Raw genomic sequence first — 24,737 nt, 5'->3', positions numbered from 1 at the left:
TATTTTTTAAGGTTCAGAGATGCAAAGGTTCAAAGAAGCAAAGTGTAGTTTGGTTGTAAGCCTTTGTGACTTTGTCTCTTTGAACCTCTGTATCTTTTTTAAGTAGTTACATTAAGCATTTTTTGTGTAGCGATAATTGCAGCAACCGTTTGATCAGAATCTAATCCTCTTGTTTTAAATTCTTTTCCGTTGTTAATCCAAGTGATAATCGTTTCACACAGAGCATCAGAACTACTTCCTGGAGGGATTCGAACAGCATAATCAATCAGTTTTGGCAAAGTCATTTTTTTGCTTTTGTAGATTTTAGTCAATGCATTCATAAAGGCATCAAACTGACCATCGCCTTGGGCGTTTTCTTCTATTACTTCACCATTTAAATTTAGGGATAGTGTTGTTGATGGACGCATTCCTTTAGAGTGAACTAGCATATAGGAATCAATCGTAATTTTGTCCTGATACGTATGACTGTCTAGTACGTCAGAAATGATATATGGCAAATCTTCTTTGGTAACAGTTTCTTTTTTGTCGCCTAATTCTATAATACGCTGGGTAACCAATTTTAAATCTTGTTGGTTTAGTTTTAATCCTAATTCTTGAAGATTTTTTTCGATATTGGCTTTTCCAGAAGTTTTTCCGAGGGCGTATTTACGTTTTCTCCCAAAACGTTCTGGAAGTAAGTCATTAAAATATAAATTGTTTTTATTGTCTCCATCAGCATGAATTCCAGCTGTCTGGGTAAAAACATTATCTCCTACAATTGGTTTGTTGGCAGGAATTCGGTATCCAGTAAACGTTTCAACTAGTTTGCTAACAGAATATAAAGAAGTTTCTTTTATGTTAATGCTCACTTCGGGTAAATAATCATTGATTACAGCTACAGTACTTTCGAGCGGAGCATTTCCAGCGCGTTCCCCCATTCCGTTTACGGTTACGTGAAGTCCTTTGATACCACCTTTAATGGCTTCCATAACATTGGCAACACTTAGGTCATAATCGTTATGTGCATGAAAATCAAAATGAATGTTAGGGTATCTAGCTGTGATTTTAGAAATAAATTCAAATGCCTGTGATGGAATTAATACACCAAGCGTGTCTGGAAGCAAAATTCTTTTTACAGGTTGTTGAGTTAAAAAATCTAAATATTGAAACACATATTCGGGAGAATTGCGCATACCATTGCTCCAATCTTCGAGATAAACATTGGTGTCTATATTGTTCTCTTTTGCTAACGCAATAGTTTCTGCAATTTCAGCAAAATGTTGTTCGGGTGTTTTTTTTAATTGATGCGTTAGGTGATTCAAAGATCCTTTGGTCAGTAAGTTCTGAACTTTAGCTCCTGATTTTTTCATCCATTCAATAGAAAGACCGCCATCAACAAAAGTTAAAACTTCGATTCGATTAGTGTATCCTCTTTCTTCAGCCCAAGACATTATGCCTTTTACGCCTTGAAATTCGCCTTCACTCACACGTGCCGAAGCAATTTCTATTCGATCAATATTTAATTCTTCTAATAGTAATTGTGCAATGGTTAGTTTTTCTGCAGCAGAAAAAGACACTCCCGATGTTTGTTCGCCATCACGGAGTGTGGTGTCCATTATTTCAATTTTTCTTTTTTTCATTATAAACTGGGTGCTAATACCTATTTCTTTTTGTTTGAAATTGTATAGAGTGGTTTGAAATAAAAATTATGAAAGCAGTTGCTAGCCCAGTATTAAAGCTGAAGCTAGTGTAACTGCTTTTATTTGTTGTCTTAATAAGGAAGCTTATCAGCAAAAGCTACGATATCTTCTTTTATGTTTTGTAGGTAGTCAATGTCATCAAAGCCATTAACCATATTGTTCTTTTTGTAGCCGTTAATTGCAAAAGATTCTTTTTGTCCAGTTGCCAATAAAGTAATTGTCTGTTCAGGTAGATTAATTTCTAACTCTGTTTTAGGGTCAGCTTCAATTGCTTTAAAGATTGTATCAGCAAATTCAGGGCTAACTTGTACAGGTAAAACTCCAATGTTTAAACAATTTCCTTTAAAGATGTCTGCAAAGAAACTAGAAACTACAGCGCGAAATCCGTAATCGTAAACTGCCCAAGCGGCGTGTTCTCTAGAGGATCCAGAACCAAAGTTTTTTCCTCCAACAAGAATTTTTCCTGAGTAAGTAGAATTGTTTAAAACAAAATCTGTTTTTGGAGAATCATCTCCATTGTATCTCCAGTCTCTAAAAAGATTGTCTCCAAAACCTTCGCGTTTTGTAGCTTTCAAGAAACGTGCAGGAATAATTTGATCTGTATCTACGTTTTCAATTGGCAGTGGTACTGCACTGCTAGTAAGTATGTTAAATTTATCGTATGCCATTGTTTTTTGCTTTAGGCTGTAGGTAATAAGTAGTAAGCTTTTTTGTACAGCATTTTTATTTTGTTATTGAGTTTTATGCTTAAAGCATAAAGTCATTTAAAAAAGTTCTCTTGGGTCAGTTAGTTTTCCAGTAACAGCAGCTGCGGCAGCCATAATTGGACTAGCTAAAAGTGTTCTTGATCCAGGACCTTGACGACCTTCGAAGTTTCTGTTAGAGGTACTTACCGCATATTTTCCAGCAGGAACTTTATCATCATTCATAGCTAAACATGCTGAACAACCTGGTTGACGTAATACAAAGCCAGCTTCGGTTAAAATATCTAAAAGACCTTCTTCTTTAATTTGTGCCTCAACAACGTGAGAACCAGGAACTAGCCAAGCAGTTACATTGTCGGCTTTTTTACGACCTTTTACAATTTCGGTAAAAGCTCTAAAGTCTTCGATTCGACCATTGGTACAACTTCCTAAGAAAACAAAGTCAATTGGTTTTCCAATCATTACATCATTTTCGTGAAAGCCCATATAGGCTAAAGATTTTTTGTAGGTTTCCTCACCACCTTCAACTTGATTGGCGTTCGGAATATTTTTAGAGATACCAATTCCCATTCCAGGATTAGTACCATAAGTAATCATTGGTTCGATATCAGATGCTTTGATGTTTAGTTCTGCATCAAAAACAGCATCAGCATCAGTTTTTAAAGTTTTCCAGTATGCAACAGCTTTGTCCCATGCTTCCCCTTTTGGAGCAAATAATCTTCCTTCAAGAAAGTCGAATGTTTTTTGATCAGGAGCAATCATTCCTCCACGAGCACCCATTTCGATACTTAAATTACAAACAGTCATACGACCCTCCATAGACATGTTTTCAAAAACGTTTCCAGCGTATTCAACAAAATATCCTGTGCCACCTGAAGTAGTTAATTGTGCAATAATATAAAGAGCAACATCTTTTGGACCAACACCTTTGCTTAATTCACCATTTACGTTGATGCGCATTTTCTTTGGCTTCGGTTGCATGATACATTGTGTAGATAAAACCATTTCAACCTCAGAAGTACCTATTCCGAAAGCAATTGCTCCAAAAGCACCGTGAGTTGAAGTGTGTGAATCTCCACAAACTATAGTTGCACCTGGTAGTGTAATTCCGTTTTCAGGACCTACAACGTGAACAATTCCATTTTTTTGATGGCCTAATCCCCAGTGAGAAATTCCGTATTCAGCTGCATTATCTTCAAGTGCTTTTAACTGGTTAGCAGATAAAGCATCCTGTACAGGTAAATGTTGATTTATAGTTGGTGTGTTGTGATCGGCAGTTGCAAAAGTGCGTTCTGGGTATAAAACCGAGATGCCTCTGGATTTTAATCCTAAAAAAGCAACAGGACTTGTAACTTCATGAATGAAGTGACGGTCAATGAAAAACACATCTGGTCCATCTTCAATTTTACGCACTACGTGCGAATCCCATACTTTGTCGAATAATGTAGTACTCATTTTTAACTATTTTTTAATTGTAATTTCCATGTAATTATAAGAGGATAACAAAATTAGAAAAAGAAACAAATGCAAGAATTGGCATATTTGATTATATACGATGCCCAAACTGTTTTACAGATTGCTAGCTAATTGTTTTTGTTGGTTTTTGGTTTGGCAATTGTATTTTGATTTGATTTTTTGTTTTCTTTTTTGATTGAGATTATTCTAATTGCTTTTGCTGTTGAGGATTTGTTGTTTTTGTTGTATTTTACTGGTTTTTAGGGTGTTTGTTGGGTTTTAATGTGGGAAAGTACACTAAAATAGTAATGATTATTAGTTTGTGTTTCTTTTTTTTGACTGACAATAAAATGTATTTTCTGAAGGTTTTTTTTAGGTGTGTTCTTTGTTTAAATACTACGACATCCAAAAAAAAGTTTTTCTGTTTTTTAGAATGAAAATAAAAACAATAATGTAGTTGGATGTAAAAATGAGTGATAATGACAACTATCTGACATTTGGTTTGTGAATAAGCTATTAATATTGAAGTTTCTAATAATAAAAAAATATAAAATTATGAACTTGAATCAGATTGCTTACAGAATTGGTGTTTTTGGAACTGTTATTATTTTACTTTGGGTTGGGCTTTTTAAGTTTACAGCTGTAGAGGCTGGGGCGATAAAAGGACTAGTTGAAAATCATTTTGCTATGGGTTGGATGTATAAGGTGATGTCGGTTCAACAGGTTTCAAATATAATAGGGGTCTTTGAGGTTGTTACGGGAATTGGATTGGCATTGTCCTTTTTTAATAAAAAGATAGCCATGTATTCAGCTTTGGCATCAATGGTTATTTTTATTACTACATTAAGTTTCTTATTTACGACTCCAGGAGTTTTTAAAATGGTTGAAGGTTTTCCTGTAACTGATTTTTTTATTTTAAAAGACATTCCATATTTGGCTATTTCTTTGATGGTGTATGCGAAAAGCAAGGGGTAAATAGAAGAAATTTTACCTACCATTCAATATAAAAGAAAATAATCAATCCAAATTATCAAAAACATAACGAGTTTTAATAATTTGGATTGATTATTATAGCTACCAATCTTTACAATCGATGTGGGCTTTTATCAAAGCGATCATTTATTGAAAAATGATATTGCAGACCTAATTCTAACCCGATTCGTAAATTATGTGTAGTTTTTTCAGAATCATTCCAATCAGATGTATCGGAATAGTAAGGGAAATTATCTGCAGAAGTGAAATCATATTCATATCTTAAATTTGTAGAATAGGAAATTTTATCTGACAGAAAACCTTTTAAACCAATTGAACCAATTATACCAAATAAAGTTTTTTTGTGCATTTTTCCTTCGTCACTATAATATTGATTTCTTTCTGGATGTTGATAAGAAATATATTCACTATAATCTGAAGTTTGTGTTCTTATTTCATATTCATTTTCTGCAATTGTTTTATAATATTTCAGAAAAGAAAACTGTATTCCTTGATTAAATGTTAAAAATAATTTTTCTTTTAAGCGATAATAATATTGAACAGTTATGGGGGTTTTATAATACTCAAAACTTGATTTTATACTTGTATTGTCTCCAACGACATCAAAAAAGTATTTTTCGTTTTGTTTCGAATATTCAAACCCAGTTTTTACACCCCAACTGTCATTCCAGTTTTTTTCGATTGTGAGTCCAAAACCAAAACCATTTGGCAAATCTTGTTTGTCTTTATTATAAGGGAAGTTTGAATTTATTCTAGTGAAAAAGAAAGGATTCAAATTTATTCCAACTTGCAAATCAGTTATATCTTGAGCATTTCCCGCAAAGGAAATACTTAAGATCATGGCAATTACTAAGTTTTTCATGTTTAATTGTTTAAAATTATTTTGCCCGTTAAGACATTTTTTTCAGTTATTACTTTTAAAATATAAATCCCTCCTTTTAGTTTGCTTGAAAGCTCAATTTGCAATTCATCTTGATTGTAGAATTTAGATTCTTGAACTAATTTCTGATTTTGATTAAAAATCTGATAATTGCCAAAAAGTATTTCTGGAAGTTTTATTGTAATATTTCCGTTTGTAGGATTTGGTGAAATTATAATTTCTGAAATCTCACTTTTTGGAGTTAATCTTGCTTCAAAACAAGGAGTTGGTGTGTCTAAGGAGTATATTTTACTAGCTATAGCTCCAGTGCAGGAGTTAGTATAAGTGACAGTAACATTAATGTTTCTTGAGACAGTAGGATGCGCCATTATAGACGGAGTAACTCTTATGCTTCCATTGGTGAAGGGAGTTGTAGGTACAAATGTTAACTTTAAACCAGAATCACTATAACAGTCCCAATCTTCAACTTTAATATACCCGTCGGGTATTGGAGGAGCTGTACTGTCAGAAATATTAAATGTTTTAGACGGTGTTGTTACCGAACATCCACCTGCAAAATTAACTACTGCATTTACTGTCAATGTTGAACCGGTAGTTATAGAGCTATTTGGTGTGATGGTAACTTGTCGTTTACCATTAACAATAGTTTCTACTGAAATGGTGCAATTTGGCGCATTCCAAAACACATTATCAATATCAGTTTGATTGTCGATTGAAAATATTAATCCAGAACTTTTACATAAAAAGGTTTGATTAACAGGATTAGTTGACCATACTGCTGAACGTGATGTTCTTGTTATTTTGTTACCAGTACCGACATAATAATTGATGTTTGCAGCTGTTCTTTTAACTATACACCCTACATTAAAATCTCCAGTTAAAGGAGGTTTTACTATCACCGAGGTAACCGTACTAGAACCCGAAATTTCGGCGCCATTTGTTACTTCCCATTGGAAACTATCCCCATTGGTTGCATTAGATACCAGATATGTTACAGGAGCTTGGTTACAGTTTAATATAGATGTATTTCCACTAATAATAGGATTTATTAACCTTTGCACAGTTACCGATTGTTCAGCTTGTGGCTGGAAATTAAAATACCCAATATGTTGACCAGTGCTTTTTTTTATATAGATACCACTTAACTTTACAGTTATCTTATCGCTACTCAAATAAGTACTGTTTCCCCATTGGATTGGGATTGTTTTTGGGTTTGAATTGTTATAAGTACCATCATTAAGATAACTACTTTGATTACTAGGGTTTCCAATGTATCCAGGAATAGAGCCTGTACTACCATTTGTTCCTGTTGAAACAATCCAATTTGTAATAATATAACCATCTGCTTGAACAGCATTTAACCAAGGGTAAATAGGTTTAAATTCAAAGGTATAATTATAAGGGACTCCTACTTCTACAGACGCTGGTCCACTTATAGTAACTGATTGCTGAGCAATTAAAAAATTAGTGATTAATACACTAAAACAAAAAACTAAAGTTTTTTTCATATTAAATTAATTTCTTTTAGAGATTAAAGGGGCAAAAGTAACTTGTGCTACATTGTTTTTTGTTGTATTTTCTTACTCTATTTCAATACTATATTATCTGTTTTGGACAGAAAAATCTGTTTTTGTTGCGATGTGTATCTTTATTTTTAAGTTGTCATTTTGCTCTCCCTTGTTGATAACTTCCTTTTTTAATAGCTCAAAAAAAGACTAAATTTGTAGTTCCTCCATTTTCCATCCAGCGCTTTTATTTAGTTCTTGTTATCAGGGATTTAGAATAGAGATAATTGGAATTTGGAATTTTAAAAATTGTCTTTTAAAGAAAACTATGTACTTAATATTCGATACCGAAACTACTGGACTACCTAAACGTTGGGACGCACCTATTACTGATTCAGACAACTGGCCTCGCTGTATTCAAATAGCATGGCAGTTGCACGATGATATGGGGAAACTTATAGAGCATCAGGATTATCTGGTTAAGCCAGATGGATTTAATATTCCGTATGATGCAGAGCGTATTCACGGAATTTCTACTGAGTTGGCTGAAGCCGATGGAATTTCATTACAAGAAGTTTTAGAGAAATTTAATATTGCATTAAGTAAAACTAAATTTATTGTAGGTCAGAATTTAGGTTTCGATGTTAATATTATGGGAGCTGAATTTCACCGAATGGGTGTTGATTCACCTATGAGCACTATGCCGGTTCTTGATACTTGTACCGAGGTTACGGCTTCGTTATTGCAACTGCCAGGAGGACGTGGAGGAAGATTTAAATTGCCAACATTAACAGAGCTACATAGTTATCTTTTTAATAAACCTTTTGCAGAAGCGCACAACGCAACAGCCGATGTTGAGGCAACTACACGTTGTTTTCTTGAATTAATAAGAAGAGAAGTTTTTACCAAAGAAGAATTAGATGTTCCGAAGGATTATTTTGGAGAATTTCAAAATAAAAACCCTCAGGAGATCAAACTTATTGGTCTAAAACATATCAATTTAAAAGCAGCTTCTGATAAAATCAGAGAGCAATTAAGAGCTTTTGAATCAGATGATAAACAAGCAACAGTTTCAGAGTCAGATTTAGAAGATTTTAAAGCAGCTAAATATTCGCATTTGCATAATCATACCCAGTTTTCGGTTTTACAATCGACTATAGGTATTGGGAATATTGTTGCGGCTACAGCTAAAAATGGAATGCCAGCCGTTGCTATGACGGATACTGGAAATATGATGGGGGCTTTTCACTTTGTGAGCGCCGTTATGAATCATAATAAAGCTGCATCAGGTAAGAATAAAGCTTTAGTAGAAAGTGGTGAAGAACCAACAGAAACTGAAATAAAACCGATTGTGGGTTGCGAATTCAATGTTTGTGATAATCACTTAGATAAGAGTAAAAAGGACAATGGTAATCAGATTGTACTGTTGGCTAAAAATAAAAAAGGGTATCACAATCTAGCTAAAATGTCGTCGATTGCTTTTACAGACGGATTTTATTATGTTCCTAGAATTGATCGAAAAATTGTCGAGCAATACAAAGAAGACATCATGGTTTTGTCTGGGAATTTGTATGGAGAGATTCAGAGTAAAATTTTGAATATCGGTGAAAATCAAGCTGAAGAAGCTTTGATTTGGTGGAAAGAACAATTTGGAGATGATTTCTATCTAGAAGTTATGCGTCACAATCAGGAAGATGAGAATCGGGTGAACAAAACCTTGATTGAGTTTTCTCAGAAACACAATGTGAAGTTAATTGCGACCAATAATACTTATTATTTAAATAAAGAAGATGCCAATGCGCACGATATTTTATTGTGTGTAAAAGATGGTGAAAAACAAGCCACTCCAATTGGTCGTGGTCGTGGCTATCGTTACGGATTACCAAATCAGGAGTACTATTATAAGTCGCCAGAAGAGATGAAAAAGCTCTTTATGGATTTGCCAGAAGCTATTATAAATATTCAGGAAATCGTAGATAAAGTCGAAATTTATTCACTTTATCGTGATGTATTACTTCCAAAGTTTGATATTCCTGAGGAATTTTTAGTAGTAGAAGATGAAGCAGATGGCGGTGTACGTGGTGAAAATAAATATCTGCGACACCTTACTATGACAGGTGCGAAGAGGCGATATGGTGAAATTACAGAATCTATTCAGGAACGTTTGGACTTTGAGTTATTAACGATTTCGAATTCTGGGTATCCGGGTTACTTTTTGATTTGTCAGGATTTCATTGCTGAGGCTCGAAACATGGATGTTTCGGTAGGGCCGGGGCGTGGATCTGCTGCAGGTTCAGCAGTGGCATATTGTTTAGGAATTACCAATATTGACCCCATTAAGTATGATTTGCTTTTTGAGCGTTTCCTTAATCCCGATCGTGTATCCATGCCCGATATTGATATCGATTTTGATGATGAGGGTCGTGGTCGAGTTATGGATTATGTAATCAATAAATATGGTAAAAATCAGGTTGCGCAAATTATTACTTATGGTAAAATGGCAACCAAATCGGCGATTCGTGATACGGCTCGTGTATTAGATTTACCATTGTTTGAAGCTGATAGGATTGCAAAACTGATTCCGGGAATGATGCCGTCAAAATGGAATTTGGCACGTTTTATTTCAGAAAGTGAAGATGAGGTTAAAAAAGCACTTCGTTCAGATGAGTTTGATAATATAAAAGAATTAATTGCTATTGCCAATGAAGATGATTTGGCTGGTGAGACAATTCAACAAGCAAAAATCCTTGAGGGATCGATGCGAAATACCGGAATTCATGCCTGTGGGGTAATTATTACACCATCGGATATTACGAATTTCGTTCCGGTTACAACTGCCAAAGATTCTGATTTATATGTAACACAGTTTGATAACTCGGTTGCAGAAAGTGCCGGATTACTTAAAATGGACTTCTTGGGTCTGAAGACCCTTACATTGATAAAAGATACGGTAAAGCTGGTAAAATATAGAAACGGAATTGACTTAAATCCAGATGAATTTCCGATTGACGATGTTGAAACCTATGCGCTTTTCCAAAGAGGAGAAACGGTTGGTATCTTCCAATATGAGTCACCTGGAATGCAGAAATACATGAAGGATCTTAAGCCAACGGTTTTTGGAGATTTAATTGCGATGAATGCCTTATATCGTCCAGGACCATTAGAGTATATTCCATCATTTGTTCGAAGAAAAAATGGAGAAGAAGAAATCAAATACGATTTAGATGCCTGTGAGGAATATTTGGGAGAAACCTACGGAATTACGGTTTACCAAGAGCAGGTAATGCTTTTGTCACAATCGCTGGCTGGTTTTACAAAAGGTGAGGCCGACGTTTTGCGTAAAGCGATGGGTAAGAAGCAAAAGGAAGTACTGGATAAAATGAAGCCTAAGTTTGTGGAGCAAGCTGCTGCAAAAGGACATGATGCAAAAGTGCTAGAGAAGATTTGGAAAGACTGGGAAGCTTTTGCGAGTTATGCCTTTAATAAATCACACTCGACTTGCTATGCTTGGATTGCATATCAAACGGCTTATTTAAAAGCGCATTATCCTGCAGAATATATGGCGGCGGTTCTTTCGAATAATATGAATGATATCAAGCAGGTTTCGTTTTTTATGGAGGAATGTAAACGAATGGGATTACAGGTTTTAGGACCAGATGTAAATGAGTCGTTTTATAAATTCACTGTAAATGATGAATATGCAGTACGTTTTGGAATGGGAGCCATTAAAGGAGTTGGTTCTGGAGCTGTAGCAACAATTGTAGAAAGTAGAAAAGAAGGTAAATATAAATCGATTTTTGATTTGGCTAAACGAATAGATTTGCGTGCGGCTAATAAAAAAGCAATTGAAAATTTGGCTCTTGCTGGTGGATTTGATTCATTTGAAGGAACGACGAGAGCGCAATATTTTCATGATGATGGTGATGGAATTACTTTTTATGAAAAGGCAATTCGTTATGGATCGAAGTTTCAAGAAAATGAAAATTCATCACAAGTGAGTTTGTTTGGAGAAACTAGTGAGGTGCAAATCGCTGAGCCAGTGATACCTCCTTGTGAAGATTGGAGTACGATGGAAAAATTGGCCAAAGAGAAAGATGTTGTTGGGATTTATATCTCAGGACACCCATTAGATGATTTTAGATTTGAGATGAAATATTTCTGTAATGCCAGATTAGAAGCCTTGAAAAGCATGAATGAATATGTTGGTAAAAATCTAAATTTTGCTGGAATTATAAATAACGTGCAGCATCGTGTCGCTAAAAATGGAAAAGGTTGGGCAATATTTAATTTAGAAGGATATGATGAAAGTTATGAATTCAAAATTTTTGGTGAAGAATACTTGAAATTTCGCCATTTCTTGATTCAAAATAACTTTGCTTTCTTGAAGGTGTTAATTAAAGATGGTTGGGTAAATCACGATACTGGTAAAAAATCTGATCCAAGATTACAGTTTGTTGAAATCAGACAATTACAAGATATTTTAGAAGCTTTTGCTAAGAAATTGATTTTGTTGTTGAACATAAAAGATTTGCAAACAGAGTTTATTCATAAGTTGAGCCAGTTATTTAACGAGAATAAAGGGGATAATACAGTGACTTTTGAAATCATGGAATTAGAAAAAATAAAGCGCTTGGTTGAGACTACGACTGAGTTTGAGGAGGCTGACGATGCAGTTTTTGTAGATGAAAATGAAGATGGCGATGATGCTATGAGTGCTAAAACAGCGGAAGTTACTGAGGTTGAGGAAATAAACGTAGTTACGAAGCTGACTATGCCAAGTAGAAGGCTAAAAGTGAAAATCAGTAATGAGTTATTGCAAGAATTGGAGAAAATGCAGGTAAATTTCAAGTTAAATTAAAGATTTATAGTTAAAATTTTAAATAATGCATTTTTTTAACGGTATAATTATGCATGCATACTAATTTTTTAGTATTATTGTTCTCAATTACAACGATTGCGCTCCCATTGCCCCAAAAGCAAAAGAGAACATTCTGTTAAATTATTTTATACTAAATAAATTATTTAAGAAAAAAATTATGAAAAAGAATCTTTTTTTATTAGGAATGATGGTTTGTTCTATGACAATGGTAGCTCAAACTGAAACAAAAGAACATGAAAGCTGGTACTTTAAATTAGGTGGATCTTATTTCTTGCAAACTGCAGCTACTGAGTTTCCTACTGTAGGAGGAAATCTTCCTTTGGATAGAACTTATGTAGGAGGGAAATTAGTTTCTGAAGAAAGTGTTACAGGTTCTTTTGGTGAAGGTTTTAGAACAGGAGTTACTGCAGGGTACCGTTTTTCGGCTCGTTTAGGAGTTGAGATGGGAATCAATTATTACACTAGTAATAGTAAAACAATGGCGAGAACTACTACAGACCAAATTTTTATTTCTGGAGGAAAGCCTATTTATAATTTTAGTTCTGAGGGAGAAATTAAAGCATTTGATCTTGCTCCTGCTTTAGTTATGTATTTAGGAAAAGCTCATGGATTTGAACCATATACAAAAGTAGGTGTGTTGATTCCAATTCATGGAGATCTTAAAATTACCACAGATGCAGTTGCGCCAACTGGTGTAGCTAATCCTGCAACTATGGCGGTTCATAGTGTTGATAAAGTAAAACCAAATCCAACTGTTGGTTTTGTGGCAGCTTTAGGAACATCTTATAAATTAGGAAAAAATATCGCTGCATTTGCTGAATTAGAATACCGTAACTTTACTGTACACGGAAAAACTAAAGAAACCACAGAATTTACAGTTAATGGCAACGATGCTTTAGCAACAAGAACTACAGCACAGATTCATACTAATTATGGAAATTCTTTGAATACAACTTCTAATAATGCTTTGACAAATCCTAATGGACTAGATCAAAATAAACCTACAGATGAGTTAAGTTCTTATGTTGGTATTAGTGGTTTAGGTTTGACTTTAGGTCTTAGATATAACTTATAATATTTTTATTTTTTTAGTTTTTGAAAAAGAGGATGTTCGAAAGAATATCCTCTTTTTTGTTGTAGGTAAATTAAAGAAACAGTTCCTGTTATGTACATGTTTAGCCCTGATAGGAGCGATATCCTTTTGCAGCTTTCTTTAAGTTGTAAAAGATATAGCGGATAGCAGGTTGAGCTTCAAAAAAGAATTGAAAAACAAAAAGGAGTATAAATATTTGCAATGCGTTTATAATGAAAACTAATTTAGAAATAGAGGTGAATTGATTTTAAATTTCTAAATTTGTACTCGAGTTTGAAACTCATTAAAAACTGTCCCCCGAAGCGATGTCTGAGGGTTAAACTTTAAACAAAAAAGAATATGGCTTTAGCAATAACAGATGCTACTTTTGAAGAAGTAGTTTTGAAATCAGATAAACCAGTTATGGTTGACTTTTGGGCTGCATGGTGTGGACCTTGTAGAATGGTTGGTCCAATCATTGACGAGTTAAGCAATGAATATGATGGAAAAGTAGTAGTAGGAAAAGTAGACGTAGATGCAAATCAAGAATTTGCTGCAAAATATGGTGTGCGTAATATTCCAACTGTTTTGGTTTTTCATAATGGTGAAGTAGTAGGTAAACAAGTAGGAGTTGCTCCGAAACAAACTTACGCAGATAGTTTAGACGCATTGTTGTAATCGATTCCGATTATTAATTTATATAAAAAAAGGTTTGGCGAAAGTCAAACCTTTTTTTTATTTTTAACGAATATCAATACACATCTTAAAATGAAATTTATTTATTACTTTCTTGGTTTCTTTATTTTAACTAGTTCTTGTTGGTCACAATCTGTAAAAAAGAATGATTTTTTATTAGAAAGAGGAGTTTCGGAGGAATTGGCAGTTTTTAGAAAACAACAAATTTCTAATGTATCTTATGATTTGTCATTTGTAATTCCGGATAAAAAAAGTCAAGAAATTGAATCAAATCTTGTTGTAGAATTTAAATTATCGGATTTAAGTCGTTCGTTGTATTTGGATTTTAATGAGAAATCTGAAAACCTAAAATCTGTTCTTGTAAATGGTAAAAAAGTAGCCATTATACATGAAAAAGAGCATATCGTTATTTCTGATAAGAGCTTAGTGGTAGGTGATAATAAAGTTGAAATTTCATTTATAGCCGGGAACTTATCGTTGAATAGAAATGATGATTTTCTATATACTTTATTGGTTCCAGATAGAGCTAGTACATTATTTCCTTGTTTTGATCAGCCTGATATTAAAGCTACTTATATTCTTGCCCTTACAGTACCAAAAGATTGGTCTGTTCTAGCAGGTGCCTCGGTAAAAGAGAAGATTGAAGGTGGGGAAGCGGTTACTTACAGGTTTGGTAAATCAGATAAAATGAGTACCTACTTGTTTTCGTTTGTAGCTGGAGAGTTTAAACGAGTTACTGAAAATCCTAGTGGTACTAGAGTAATGACGATGTTGTATAGAGAAAATAATCTAGATAAAATTAAGGCGAGTACTGATACTATTTTTGATTTACATCAGCAGTCTTTGGGTTTCTTGGAGCGCTATACGCAATATCCATTTCCTTTTCAGAAATTAGATTTTGCCTCAATTCCTGTTTTTCAATATGGAGGAATGGAACATGTGGGAGCGATCCAGTATCGAGAGTCTTCTTTGTTTTTGGATAATAGTGCGACTGATAGTGAAAAGTTAAATCGTGCTAAATTAATTGCTCACGAAACGGCTCATATGTGGTTTGGTGATTTGGTAACTATGAAATGGTTTGATGATGTTTGGATGAAAGAGGTTTTTGCCAACTTCATGGCGGATAAGATTATGAATCCAATTTTTCCAAAGGTAAATCATGGTTTGCAGTTCTTAACGGCTCATTATCCTAGTGCTTATGCAGAGGATCGATCTGCAGGAACGCATCCTATTAAACAAAAATTAGCTAATCTTAAAAATGCAGGATCGCTTTATGGAAGTATTATTTATAATAAAGCGCCAATCATGATGAGACAATTAGAGGTTTCAATGGGGGAGGAAGCGTTTAGAAAAGGGATTCAGAAATATATTCAGAAGTATGCTAATGATAATGCGAATTGGGAGAATTTAGTTGAAATTCTGGATGCTGAAACACCACTGGATATGAAGAAATGGAGTGATGTGTGGGTTAATAAATCTGGGAGACCAATTCTTGCGAGTCGTATCGGATATGATTCTAAAGGTCGTATAAAAAGTTTTGAGATTGATCAGGAGGCAGAGGATAAATCAAAGAGCCTTTGGCCACAAATTTTTGATATTGGATTGGTGTACCCTGATGGTGTTAAGGTGATTAAAGTTGCGGTAAAAGATAAGACTACTAAGGTGGAAAATGTTTTAGGCTTGTCAAAGCCAACTACAATTATATATAATTATAATGGTTTTGGTTATGGTATTTTTCCTGTAGATGCAGCTAATCTAAATTATATTCCGACAATCAAAGACGAGGTTGCAAGAGCGTATAGTTATATTAACCTTTATGAGAATATGTTGGCTGGTGTTGTTTCGCCAGTAAAGGTGTTTGATTCCTGTCTTGAAGGAATCAAAGTGGAGCAAAACGAATTGGTTATTAAAGTTTTGTCAAATCAGTTAAATACTATTTTTTGGAAATTTCTAACAGAGCAACAACAAAGCGCCAGCCAAGAGCAACTTGAAAAGGTAACTTATGAGCGTTTAGGGACAGATTTGCCTAAAAATATTAAAAAAACGCTGTTTGGGTTGTTTAGTTCTATTGCTTATTCAGATTCAGGTAAAGAAAAATTATATCAAATATGGAATAAAGAAAATGCTATTCCGAATCTAAAATTAAATGAGGATGATTATACAGGTATAGCTATGAATTTGGCTATATTTAAACATCAAAAAGCAGATGAGATTCTAAGTAAGACAAAGTTAGATATTAGTAATCCTGATAAACAAAAGAGATTTGAGTTTTTGCTTCCTTCTTTATCAAAAGATGATTCTGTTAGAGATGCGTTTATGTTATCTTTAAATGAGGATAAAAATAGAGAGAAAGAAACTTGGGTTTCATCAGCTTTAGGGAATATTCATCATCCATTGCGTCAGGAAAGTGCTAAAAAACATCTTCGTTTTTGTTTGGATTTAGTAACTGAAATTCAACGTACGGGAGATATATTCTTTCCAAAGGATTGGCTTAATAATACAATTGGAAGATACTCGTCAAAATATGCTTTTGATGTAGTAGAAACGTTTCTGAAGGAAAACCCTAATTTTAGTCCAATATTAAAGAGAAAATTATTGCAAGCGACAGATGATTTGTACCGTGCACAAAAAATAAAAAAATAAACCGAATGAAGATTGAGTCGCAAATAGAGAAGATTTCTAGTTTTCAGCATCTTGAGATGTTGGCAAATCAGGTTGTGGAAGGGTTTATTTCGGGAATGCATAAAAGCCCATTTCATGGTTTCTCGGCAGAATTTGCTGAGCACAAGGTGTATAATGTTGGAGAAAGCACAAAACATATCGATTGGAAGCTGTTTGCTAAGACGGATCGACTGTATGCAAAGCGATTTGAAGAAGAAACTAATTTGCGTTGTCATTTGATAATAGATAATTCAGCATCGATGCATTATCCTGATTTAAAATCAAATCAATCTTTTTATGAGAATAAAATAGGTTTTTCGGTTTTGGCTTCAGCAGTTTTAATGAATATATTGAAGAAACAACGTGATGCAGTAGGTTTGAGTGTGTTTTCGGATAGTTATGAGTATTATGCGCCTGAAAAGGGTAGTGACCGTCATCATAGAATGTTGCTTAATAAGCTAGAGGAGCTTTTAGAGAAACCTAAGACAAGTAAAAAAACGGATACCATTACCTATTTGCATCAGATAGCAGAGAAAATCCACAGGCGTTCGATGATTATTGTTTTTACAGATATGTTTCAGTCAGAAAATGAAGAGCTATTGTTTAATGCATTGCAACATCTTAAGCATAATAAACATAAAGTGGTCCTATTTCATGTAATAGATAAGGAAACTGAAGTAAAATTTGATTTTGATAATGCTCCCCGCAAATTTATAGACTTGGAAACGGGGGAAGAAGTAGCTGTTTTTGCAGATAATGTGAAAGTAGAATACGAAAAAGAGGTGGAGAGTTACTTTAAACGATTGGCTTTAACCTGTGCTCAGAACCGAATTAAGTATGTTCCGGTCGCAGTAGGTGAAAATTTCGAAAAAATTTTAACGACATACTTGGTTGAAAAACAAAACTTTGGATAATAATTCAAAAAATAATTAAATATTTTTTCAAAAAAGGCTTGCAGAAACGAAATTCTATACTATCTTTGCAACCGCAATAACGCAGAGGTTTGGTAGTTCAGTTGGTTAGAATACATGCCTGTCACGCATGGGGTCGCGGGTTCGAGTCCCGTCCAGACCGCAATATTGGGGAAAGCCTTTCTTTATAGAAAGGCTTTTTTGCCCAAATACGGTATCTAAGATTAGTTGTGTTGTTTGGTCGGCCTTGTAAGCTGACCGGGTTTAGTAGTTAGACCAATGAAAAGCTTTCCACTTTTGTGGATGGCTTTTTTGATTTAAACAACTTTCAGTTTTTCTATTTTGATAGAAATCAAGGTGTTAAAAAATTAACATTTTTATTTGATTAAAAAGTGCAAAAAAGCTTGTAGAATCAGAACTTCTGTTGTAGTTTTGCACCACAATAAAGCAAGTGGGTTTGGTAGTTCAGTTGGTTAGAATACATGCCTGTCACGCATGGGGTCGCGGGTTCGAGTCCCGTCCAGACCGCAATATTGGAAGAAGCCTTTCTTAACGGAAAGGCTTTTTTTATTTTAAAGCATTTCCACTTCTTTTAATTATCTTCCTTATATTTATATATCGTAATATAGCTGTCGATATTCACTTACTTCAATGGAGCAGTCAAAACATAAAGTAGATAAGTATTACATCAAAAAAGTAGATGCTGATAAAAAGAGTATTTACTGTCATCACGATTTGATGGGAGAATTGTTTGTTCCTACACACAAACACAATAAAGCTCAATTTCTTTATGCTGAAGGTGATGTTGTTTTTGTAACAACAGAAACTAAAACCTATTTTTTGCCTGCACGACATTTTATATGGATTCCGAGTGGAATAGAACATAGCATTCATCCAAAGTCTGAAAATGTGATGATGCGAAACCTATATTTTCCTATTGAAAAAGATGAGGATACTTTTTATAAAAATGAAGGCATTTATCCAGTCAATAACTTATTGCTTCAAATGATGCTTTTTACCAATCAATGGAATGGTGATCTTAAAAAAGGCAGTCCTAATTTTGCAATTGCTAAAGTTATCAAAGCAATACTACCTCAAATCTGTTTAACCAATTTGCCTTTGGAATTACCTCTGCCAAAAGATCCTCGTTTGGGTAAAATTTTGCGTTATATCGAAAATAATCTAGGAGAGACCATTTTGTTTGGAGTGGTAGCTCATGAATTTGGATATAGTGAGAAATCTCTATACCGTTTGTTTCAGAAAGATCTAGGAATGTCTTTTATCCAATATTATACAATTAGAAGAGTATTAAAAGCAATTGAACTTCTTCTTGATAGAAGATTATCTGTAAAAGAAGTAGCAGAAGAAGTGGGCTATACCAGTGTACCCACCTTTAGTAATACATTTTTTAAAATTCTAGGTCAACGCCCTTCGGATTATCTTAAAGGAGAAAATATTTTGAAAAAAGGGAAGCTGTAAAGTGTGAATGGTGAAATGTAAAGTGTAAAAAATGAGTTGCGCTGGCGGATTTTTAAATAAAATCTTTTTTTTCTGTTATATCTACTGAATCTGCGTGAGCATAATTAGGTGAAACATGCAGATTTTATTCTGGATTAGCTTTTTTGTTTATAATCTTCATTAGATAGTTCGTCAAATTTTTCTTTGTTAGAATATGCTCAATCCACTTAACTATAACGATTTCCTTCGATTTAGCTGATTTTCAATTGTTAAAATTTGTCCGAAATGAATATGTTATTGACTTTTTAGAATTATCAGGCAATTATAAAATGAAAGAACTTTGCAGTGAATAAATTACACTACATTCATGTTCCTTAAAAAAAGGTTTTCGACAATACGTTATTTTTCTAAAAATCTGGTTTTAATCCTGATTTTACAAGGAGTAACTACACTACAAGCTCAACAAAGCAATCCGATTTCATTACAAGAAGCAATAAAAATTGCAAAAGAAAACAACAAAAATATTCTTAGATCTCGTATCGAGGTTGACATTTCTAAAGAGAATATTAAAGAAACTAAAGAACTTCGTCTGCCCGAAATAGAATTTAATAGTTCTTATTCTCGTGTTACAAACTTAACAGAGTTTAAAGGTGGGTTTTTAAAAGATAAAGCGGTAACGCATACTATTCCGGAGATGTATAATATTGGTACAGCTATCAAAGTACCCTTATATGCTGGTAATAAAATAAACAATGCTATAGAAATCGCTAATCAAGAAAGTAAAATTGCTCTAGTAAAAAGCGAAAAAACAGAAAGTGATATTCAGTTAGAGGTAATTGCTACTTATCTGGGAATTCAGAAAATGATGGAACTTCAAAAAATTATTGAAGAAAACATTAAAGAAGAGCAAAGCCGACTTAAAGAAGTTCAATCTTTGAAAAATCACGGAACAATTACAAAAAATGAAGTTTTAAGAGCTGAACTTCAGCTTTCAGATCGTGAGTTGAATGCTTTAACAAATTCGAAAAACATCAAAATTGCACTTCACGAGTTACAAACAATCCTTCAGTTACCAGAAGAGCAAGAAATTACTATTGATACAACGGCAAGTTTAAATGAAAATGTAAGTCTGGATAACTATAATTTCTATTTAAATCATACACTTCAAAATGAAGAGATGCGAATTGCACACCAAGAAATTGAAATCAAGAAGACAGAGCTAAAATTGGCAAAAGGGAATTATTATCCAACAATAAATTTCTTTGGAGACTATAATTTTAAATACCCTAATTATATGTTTTTTCCACCAAATCCATATTTGTATAGTTTAGGACAGGTAGGAATTGAAGCAACATTTAGTTTGTCAGGATTGTATAAGAATAAAACCAAAGTACATATTGCCAATTCAAAGGTTGAATGGCAAAAAGCGCAATCGGAAATTGTGAAAAATAAAGTTCAGGATGAATTATTTAAAAATCATACTCAATATCAGGAAATAGTCGAGAAGATTATAGTTGTTGATAAAGCACTAGAATTGGCTACGGAGAATTATCGCATCGTAAAGTTAAAATACCTGAATCAATTGGTTCTTATTACCGAAATGGTCGATGCGGATAACGCCTTATTGCAAGCGAAATTTAATAAAATCGCAACCAGAATTGATGCAGAAATGAAGCACTATGAATTGCTTCATACAGCTGGATTATTAAATAATTAAATTTAAAAAGAGAATAAGTTTTTATGGTAAAAATTAAAAATGAAACAAGAGCTAATAAGTCGTTTCATACATTGATAACAGTTATTGCGTGCGTGCTTGTTTTGAGCGGAATCGTTTTGGGAATTTGGTTTTATGTTTTTAATAAAAACCATGAAGAAACAAATGATGCTCAGGTTGAGCAGTATGTTACGCCTATTATGTCAAGAATCACTGGCTATGTTCAAGAGGTTCGTTATGAGGAAAATCAATTTGTTCATAAAGGAGATACTTTGTTGGTTATTGATAACCGTGAATATAAATCAAGGTTAGATGTTGCTTTGGCAGATGTTGAAAGCGCTAAAGGAAATAGTGTAGTTGTTGAAAAAAATGTAGTAACAACTGCAAGTGCAACTACAATTGGGAAATCGCAATTGGCTGCAGCCAAAACAAATCTTTGGAAAACACAACTAGAATACCAACGATACAAAGCTTTGGTTAAAGAAGAAGCAGCAACTGAGCAACAATTAGAGAAAGTAAAAGCAGATTACGAATCAGCTCAGGCTCATTATCAAGAAATGAGTAATCGAATTGAAACATCGACTTTAAATACATCGCAAGCAGCTGCGAGTGTTCCTACTGCACAAACAGTAATTCAGTCTAAGCAAGCGTTAGCAGATAATGCCGCTTTGTTTCTTTCATACACAGTAATCACTGCGCCTTATGATGGTTGGGTGGCTAAAAAAACAATTCAGCCAGGGCAAATGATAAAAGAAGGACAAACTTTGCTTTCGATGGTTAGTAAAGAAAAATGGATTACAGCAAACTTTAAAGAAACTCAAGTGCAGTTCTTGACTATTGGTCAGGAAGTCGAAATACATGCTGATGCACTTAATGATAAAGAATTTGTGGGTGTGATAACTTCGTTATCTCCTGCAAGTGGTGCACGATTCTCATTATTACCACCAGACAATGCTACTGGAAACTTTATTAAGATTGAACAAAGAATTCCAGTAAGAATAAAATTAAAAGACACAAGTGAACAAGCTGACTTCCTTCGTGCCGGAATGAATATAACTGTTGTAGCCGAACACAAATAACATAATGTTAGACAATACGAGCGTTTTTAAATCATGGGTTCCGAACTGGGCAATCATTGTAATCTTGTTTTTTTGCATGTTGCACTCTATGATTTTGTTGGGAGTTTACTCTTCAAATGTTACTTATGCATCAAGTTTTTTGGATATAGAGCCAGAAGATTTACAATTTTCGATGTGTGTTACTTATGGAACTTTACTTGCCACAATATTAATAGAGAGTCGATTCTCTAAATTTTTCCCAACCAAAAAATATTTGATTGCAGTATTTTGTTTAGTAGCTATTACTATAATGCTGTCGGCTTATGTTAAGAACTTTTCGCTATTCATTATTATAAGAATGGCTGAAGGTTTTTTAATGGCATTGCCAGGTGTGCCGTTAAGGCAATTATTAATTACCCGATTTAAATCTAAAAATGCAATTATAATTGGATTTACATTTAATTATGGTGCATTGTTGTTATCATCGCCTTTTATAATGAATATTGCTGTTTGGCTTTTGGAGAACTACGACTGGAAATATATGGCGTACGGATCAGCATTATTTCAGATTGTTTGTGTTTTACTAATCATGATAACCTTTAATGATAGTCGTCTTCACCGAAAAATCCCATTGTATCAAATAGATTGGACTAGTTTTGTTTTATTGTTAATAGCCATATTATGCGGAGCGTATTTCTTTGTATATGCTGAGAAAAAATATTGGTTTGAATCTTTCGAAATCCGATTTGCATTAATTGCATCTTTAATTTCGACAGGCTTGTTTATTTTTAGACAATTGCATGTAAAACGTCCTTGTTTTGATCTGAATGTTTTTCGATATGCCAATCTGCGAATCGGTTTTCTGTTGTTTTTTCTTTTCTATATAGGTAGAGCAACACTTAATATTTGTCATAGTACGATGTTTAGTGTCTGGAATTGGGAACCCTCACGTGTTGCTCATGTTCAATTTCTTAATGTGATAGGTAATGTTATCGGAATGGTTTTGGCTGCGGTTTTTCTAGCAAAAACGGTAGCGTCTAAATATATTTTTATGCTAGGATTCTTTATTCTAGCAGTATTCCATTTATGGTTTACCTTTCTTTTTGTGCCTGATATTTCATTGGCAACAATGGCAATACCATATGTTTTGCAAGGAGTTGCAGTTGGAGTTTTGTTTGTGCCATTAGTTTTGTTTACCATGTCATCAGTACCAACAGGCTTGGCACCTTATTCTGGAGCGATAGGGGTTTCTGGTCGTTTTTGGGGAAGTACGATAGGGTTTTGTATTATGCAAAATGCTGAGAAATTTTTTCAGAAATCGCATTTTACAAAGTTAACACAGTTTGTTGCACCCGAAAGTCCTGAGACACAAAGTAGAATCGCACAGACTACACAAGGTTTTATTAGTAAAGGTTTTAATCCGGATGAAGCTAATCTTTTGGCAATGAAACAAATTTTAGGTTCTATTACCAAGCAATCTATTTTGCTGTCTAATATGGAGATTTTTACTCTTGTTGGATATGGATTGTTAATTGTGGTAATTCTTTTAGGAATTAATCAGCATTTAAAACAAACTTTTGATGTCTTTAGAAATAGAGTTTGGAATAGTTTCTAAATTCAGAATAATCCAGCACGATTTTGCCATACAAGCGAAAGGAATAAACCAAAGAATACAATACAAAGCATAAAGTTTATGAAACTTGAAGCTAGAAAGCCAATAAAGGAACCTGTAGCAGCTTTTAAGGCACGATTATGATCTTTTTTGTCGTAGATAAGTTCTCCGATAAAAGCTCCAACAAATGGGCCAATAATAAAACCAAGAGGAATCGGGGCAAAAATTCCAACAACTAAGCCGATGTTAGTTCCCCAAACGCCATAATTACTACCGCCAAATTTCTTAGTGCCCTTGGCAGGAATGATGTAGTTTAAAATGGAAATGACAATTGTAATTGCCAGTGTAATTCCTAAAATCCAATAATTCATCGGAACAGCTTTTGTTAAATAAAGTAACAATAAACCTATCCAACTTAGGCTTATTCCGGGTAAAACAGGTAGGAAACTGCCTAAAATTCCAATAATCATGCATATAAAACCGAGTAACAATAATAGTGAATCCATATAATTTTTTTGTAATTTTGCGCGTACATGCTTTTAGTAAAACTCGTCTATGTCTAGAATTTTGCAATTAATGATGTTTTGTTTTTTGATTTTTTTAATCAATACAGATACATATGCGCAAACTAAAAAACTCTCAATAGACGATCGACTACTTCAGGATAGCATTTATAAAAGTAATAAGAAAAAAGTATTAAATTTTTCAATGAAGGATTTTGATGCTCTTTTTTTTGATTTCTTTAAAATTAGAAGTAATCCAGATGTCGTTTTAACTAAAACACAGTTTTATAATTATACAGTTCAAATTGCCACTTTTTCAGACCGATTGTCAATTCTATATCCTGATCAAAAAGAAGTTGCAGCAAAAAACAAAGAGAAATGGCTTTCAGAAAGTTATGAGGATTATTTGTTATTCAAAGCTTCTCAAAAAAAATAATTGTATTTTTATAAATTAATAGTTCAATTCAAAATCAAACCCTTGAAGCAATTTTCACTTTTATTAATAATCTTTTTGTTTAACTCTTGTCAATATTTTGAGAAGCAGGTACCTTCTGAAAAAGAATTATTGCAAAAAGAACTAAAATCGATTAATTGGAAAGAAGTTGATGAGTTTCCATCGGTGGTTGAGTGTGAGAAAATTGAAAATAAAAAGCAGCGCCAGCAGTGCTTTTTTGAGATAATGACACAGCTTATTCAGCAAAAACTAAGCATTGATACGCTTGCTATTCTTTATCCAGAACTAGATACTATTGAAGTAAAAGTGACAATTTTTCCAAACGCTACAATGAAATTCGAACCACAGTTTCCAAAAGATTCAGTAGCTTATGATACGGTTAAGATTGATAGCATCCTGCGAGCACGTTTAGTCGATTTTCCAAAAGTTAATCCTGCTATTAAACGTGGGATTCCTGTAAAAACTCAATTTGTATTGCCAGTAATTCTTAAGGTTGAGTAGCG

18 protein-coding genes and 2 tRNA genes are annotated in these 24,737 nt (G+C 33.7%); 14 read left to right on the top strand and 6 right to left on the bottom strand.

Features of this window, described 5'->3' with window-relative positions; translation table 11 throughout:
• Positions 1 to 98: 98 nt before the first annotated feature.
• From LNQ49_RS10865 to leuC, 3 genes are all read right to left on the bottom strand, one after another.
• Positions 99 to 1,619, bottom strand: a complete 1,521-nt coding sequence (locus LNQ49_RS10865; protein ID WP_229988827.1) for an alpha-isopropylmalate synthase regulatory domain-containing protein — start codon at positions 1,617 to 1,619, stop codon at positions 99 to 101.
• 131 nt (positions 1,620 to 1,750) lie between these two features.
• Complete coding sequence (gene leuD, locus LNQ49_RS10860; protein WP_229988826.1) at positions 1,751 to 2,347, bottom strand: 3-isopropylmalate dehydratase small subunit; 597 nt, start codon at positions 2,345 to 2,347, stop codon at positions 1,751 to 1,753.
• Positions 2,348 to 2,443: 96 nt separating this feature from the next.
• The gene (leuC, locus tag LNQ49_RS10855; RefSeq protein ID WP_229988825.1) at positions 2,444 to 3,838 is read right to left on the bottom strand and encodes a 3-isopropylmalate dehydratase large subunit; all 1,395 of its coding nucleotides are present in this window, start codon (positions 3,836 to 3,838) and stop codon (positions 2,444 to 2,446) included.
• Positions 3,839 to 4,393: 555 nt separating this feature from the next.
• Between leuC and LNQ49_RS10850 the strand changes: the two genes are divergently transcribed.
• On the top strand, positions 4,394 to 4,813 hold the full coding sequence (locus LNQ49_RS10850) for a DUF417 family protein (protein WP_229988824.1): 420 nt from the start codon (positions 4,394 to 4,396) through the stop codon (positions 4,811 to 4,813).
• 109 nt (positions 4,814 to 4,922) lie between these two features.
• On the opposite strand, the gene LNQ49_RS10845 is transcribed toward LNQ49_RS10850, so the two are convergent.
• Entirely contained in the window at positions 4,923 to 5,693 is a 771-nt protein-coding gene (locus LNQ49_RS10845; RefSeq protein WP_229988823.1) for an outer membrane beta-barrel protein, read from the bottom strand.
• A 2-nt stretch (positions 5,694 to 5,695) separates the two neighbouring features.
• Complete coding sequence (locus tag LNQ49_RS10840) at positions 5,696 to 7,219, bottom strand: T9SS type A sorting domain-containing protein (RefSeq protein WP_229988822.1); 1,524 nt, start codon at positions 7,217 to 7,219, stop codon at positions 5,696 to 5,698.
• A gap of 325 nt (positions 7,220 to 7,544) precedes the next feature.
• Between LNQ49_RS10840 and dnaE the strand changes: the two genes are divergently transcribed.
• From dnaE to LNQ49_RS10785, 11 genes are all read left to right on the top strand, one after another.
• Entirely contained in the window at positions 7,545 to 12,074 is a 4,530-nt protein-coding gene (gene dnaE / locus LNQ49_RS10835; RefSeq protein WP_229988821.1) for a DNA polymerase III subunit alpha, read from the top strand.
• 178 nt (positions 12,075 to 12,252) lie between these two features.
• Positions 12,253 to 13,170, top strand: a complete 918-nt coding sequence (locus tag LNQ49_RS10830; protein WP_229988820.1) for an outer membrane beta-barrel protein — start codon at positions 12,253 to 12,255, stop codon at positions 13,168 to 13,170.
• 357 nt (positions 13,171 to 13,527) lie between these two features.
• Complete coding sequence (gene trxA / locus LNQ49_RS10825) at positions 13,528 to 13,845, top strand: thioredoxin (protein WP_071184740.1); 318 nt, start codon at positions 13,528 to 13,530, stop codon at positions 13,843 to 13,845.
• Positions 13,846 to 13,935: 90 nt separating this feature from the next.
• Positions 13,936 to 16,506 carry a M1 family metallopeptidase gene (locus tag LNQ49_RS10820; RefSeq protein WP_229988819.1) on the top strand — a complete coding sequence of 857 codons (2,571 nt, stop codon included), beginning with the start codon at positions 13,936 to 13,938 and terminating at the stop codon, positions 16,504 to 16,506.
• Between the two features lie 5 nt (positions 16,507 to 16,511).
• A complete protein-coding gene (locus LNQ49_RS10815) occupies positions 16,512 to 17,438 on the top strand; it encodes a DUF58 domain-containing protein (RefSeq protein ID WP_229988818.1) in 927 nt (308 codons plus the stop codon).
• An 86-nt stretch (positions 17,439 to 17,524) separates the two neighbouring features.
• Positions 17,525 to 17,598 (top strand) — tRNA-Asp (locus LNQ49_RS10810).
• A gap of 291 nt (positions 17,599 to 17,889) precedes the next feature.
• A tRNA-Asp gene (locus LNQ49_RS10805) sits at positions 17,890 to 17,963 on the top strand.
• 123 nt (positions 17,964 to 18,086) lie between these two features.
• The gene (locus tag LNQ49_RS10800) at positions 18,087 to 18,914 is read left to right on the top strand and encodes a helix-turn-helix domain-containing protein (protein WP_229988817.1); all 828 of its coding nucleotides are present in this window, start codon (positions 18,087 to 18,089) and stop codon (positions 18,912 to 18,914) included.
• Positions 18,915 to 19,260: 346 nt separating this feature from the next.
• Positions 19,261 to 20,610 (top strand): TolC family protein, encoded by a 1,350-nt coding sequence (locus LNQ49_RS10795; protein WP_229988816.1) that lies wholly within the window; start codon positions 19,261 to 19,263, stop codon positions 20,608 to 20,610.
• 23 nt (positions 20,611 to 20,633) lie between these two features.
• Complete coding sequence (locus LNQ49_RS10790) at positions 20,634 to 21,686, top strand: HlyD family secretion protein (RefSeq protein ID WP_229988815.1); 1,053 nt, start codon at positions 20,634 to 20,636, stop codon at positions 21,684 to 21,686.
• A 4-nt stretch (positions 21,687 to 21,690) separates the two neighbouring features.
• Positions 21,691 to 23,280, top strand: coding sequence for an MFS transporter (locus tag LNQ49_RS10785; protein WP_229988814.1), 1,590 nt, complete (start codon positions 21,691 to 21,693; stop codon positions 23,278 to 23,280).
• Positions 23,281 to 23,282: 2 nt separating this feature from the next.
• On the opposite strand, the gene LNQ49_RS10780 is transcribed toward LNQ49_RS10785, so the two are convergent.
• On the bottom strand, positions 23,283 to 23,783 hold the full coding sequence (locus LNQ49_RS10780) for a DUF456 domain-containing protein (protein ID WP_229988812.1): 501 nt from the start codon (positions 23,781 to 23,783) through the stop codon (positions 23,283 to 23,285).
• A gap of 49 nt (positions 23,784 to 23,832) precedes the next feature.
• Here LNQ49_RS10780 and LNQ49_RS10775 point away from each other — a divergent pair, with 49 nt between their 5' ends.
• The gene (locus LNQ49_RS10775; protein WP_229988810.1) at positions 23,833 to 24,216 is read left to right on the top strand and encodes a hypothetical protein; all 384 of its coding nucleotides are present in this window, start codon (positions 23,833 to 23,835) and stop codon (positions 24,214 to 24,216) included.
• A 42-nt stretch (positions 24,217 to 24,258) separates the two neighbouring features.
• Complete coding sequence (locus LNQ49_RS10770) at positions 24,259 to 24,735, top strand: hypothetical protein (protein WP_229988808.1); 477 nt, start codon at positions 24,259 to 24,261, stop codon at positions 24,733 to 24,735.
• The last annotated feature ends 2 nt before the right edge of the window (positions 24,736 to 24,737 follow it).

Origin of the sequence: Flavobacterium pisciphilum, assembly GCF_020905345.1 — a bacterium.
Classification (GTDB): domain Bacteria; phylum Bacteroidota; class Bacteroidia; order Flavobacteriales; family Flavobacteriaceae; genus Flavobacterium; species Flavobacterium pisciphilum.
Note: the sequence above shows the minus strand (reverse complement) of the source record. Positions and strands in the feature narration are given on the sequence as shown.

What these genes read in the sequence shown, in the direction of transcription:
- LNQ49_RS10815 (WP_229988818.1), top strand. Translation starts at nt 16,512, where the DNA reads ATGAAGATTGAGTCGCAAATAGAGAAGATTTCTAGTTTTCAGCATCTT.
- leuD (WP_229988826.1), bottom strand. Translation starts at nt 2,347, where the DNA reads ATGGCATACGATAAATTTAACATACTTACTAGCAGTGCAGTACCACTG.
- LNQ49_RS10845 (WP_229988823.1), bottom strand. Translation starts at nt 5,693, where the DNA reads ATGAAAAACTTAGTAATTGCCATGATCTTAAGTATTTCCTTTGCGGGA.
- LNQ49_RS10865 (WP_229988827.1), bottom strand. Translation starts at nt 1,619, where the DNA reads ATGAAAAAAAGAAAAATTGAAATAATGGACACCACACTCCGTGATGGC.
- LNQ49_RS10850 (WP_229988824.1), top strand. Translation starts at nt 4,394, where the DNA reads ATGAACTTGAATCAGATTGCTTACAGAATTGGTGTTTTTGGAACTGTT.
- LNQ49_RS10840 (WP_229988822.1), bottom strand. Translation starts at nt 7,219, where the DNA reads ATGAAAAAAACTTTAGTTTTTTGTTTTAGTGTATTAATCACTAATTTT.
- LNQ49_RS10830 (WP_229988820.1), top strand. Translation starts at nt 12,253, where the DNA reads ATGAAAAAGAATCTTTTTTTATTAGGAATGATGGTTTGTTCTATGACA.
- LNQ49_RS10780 (WP_229988812.1), bottom strand. Translation starts at nt 23,783, where the DNA reads ATGGATTCACTATTATTGTTACTCGGTTTTATATGCATGATTATTGGA.
- LNQ49_RS10790 (WP_229988815.1), top strand. Translation starts at nt 20,634, where the DNA reads ATGGTAAAAATTAAAAATGAAACAAGAGCTAATAAGTCGTTTCATACA.
- LNQ49_RS10795 (WP_229988816.1), top strand. Translation starts at nt 19,261, where the DNA reads ATGTTCCTTAAAAAAAGGTTTTCGACAATACGTTATTTTTCTAAAAAT.
- dnaE (WP_229988821.1), top strand. Translation starts at nt 7,545, where the DNA reads ATGTACTTAATATTCGATACCGAAACTACTGGACTACCTAAACGTTGG.
- trxA (WP_071184740.1), top strand. Translation starts at nt 13,528, where the DNA reads ATGGCTTTAGCAATAACAGATGCTACTTTTGAAGAAGTAGTTTTGAAA.
- LNQ49_RS10820 (WP_229988819.1), top strand. Translation starts at nt 13,936, where the DNA reads ATGAAATTTATTTATTACTTTCTTGGTTTCTTTATTTTAACTAGTTCT.
- LNQ49_RS10785 (WP_229988814.1), top strand. Translation starts at nt 21,691, where the DNA reads ATGTTAGACAATACGAGCGTTTTTAAATCATGGGTTCCGAACTGGGCA.
- leuC (WP_229988825.1), bottom strand. Translation starts at nt 3,838, where the DNA reads ATGAGTACTACATTATTCGACAAAGTATGGGATTCGCACGTAGTGCGT.
- LNQ49_RS10775 (WP_229988810.1), top strand. Translation starts at nt 23,833, where the DNA reads ATGTCTAGAATTTTGCAATTAATGATGTTTTGTTTTTTGATTTTTTTA.
- LNQ49_RS10800 (WP_229988817.1), top strand. Translation starts at nt 18,087, where the DNA reads ATGGAGCAGTCAAAACATAAAGTAGATAAGTATTACATCAAAAAAGTA.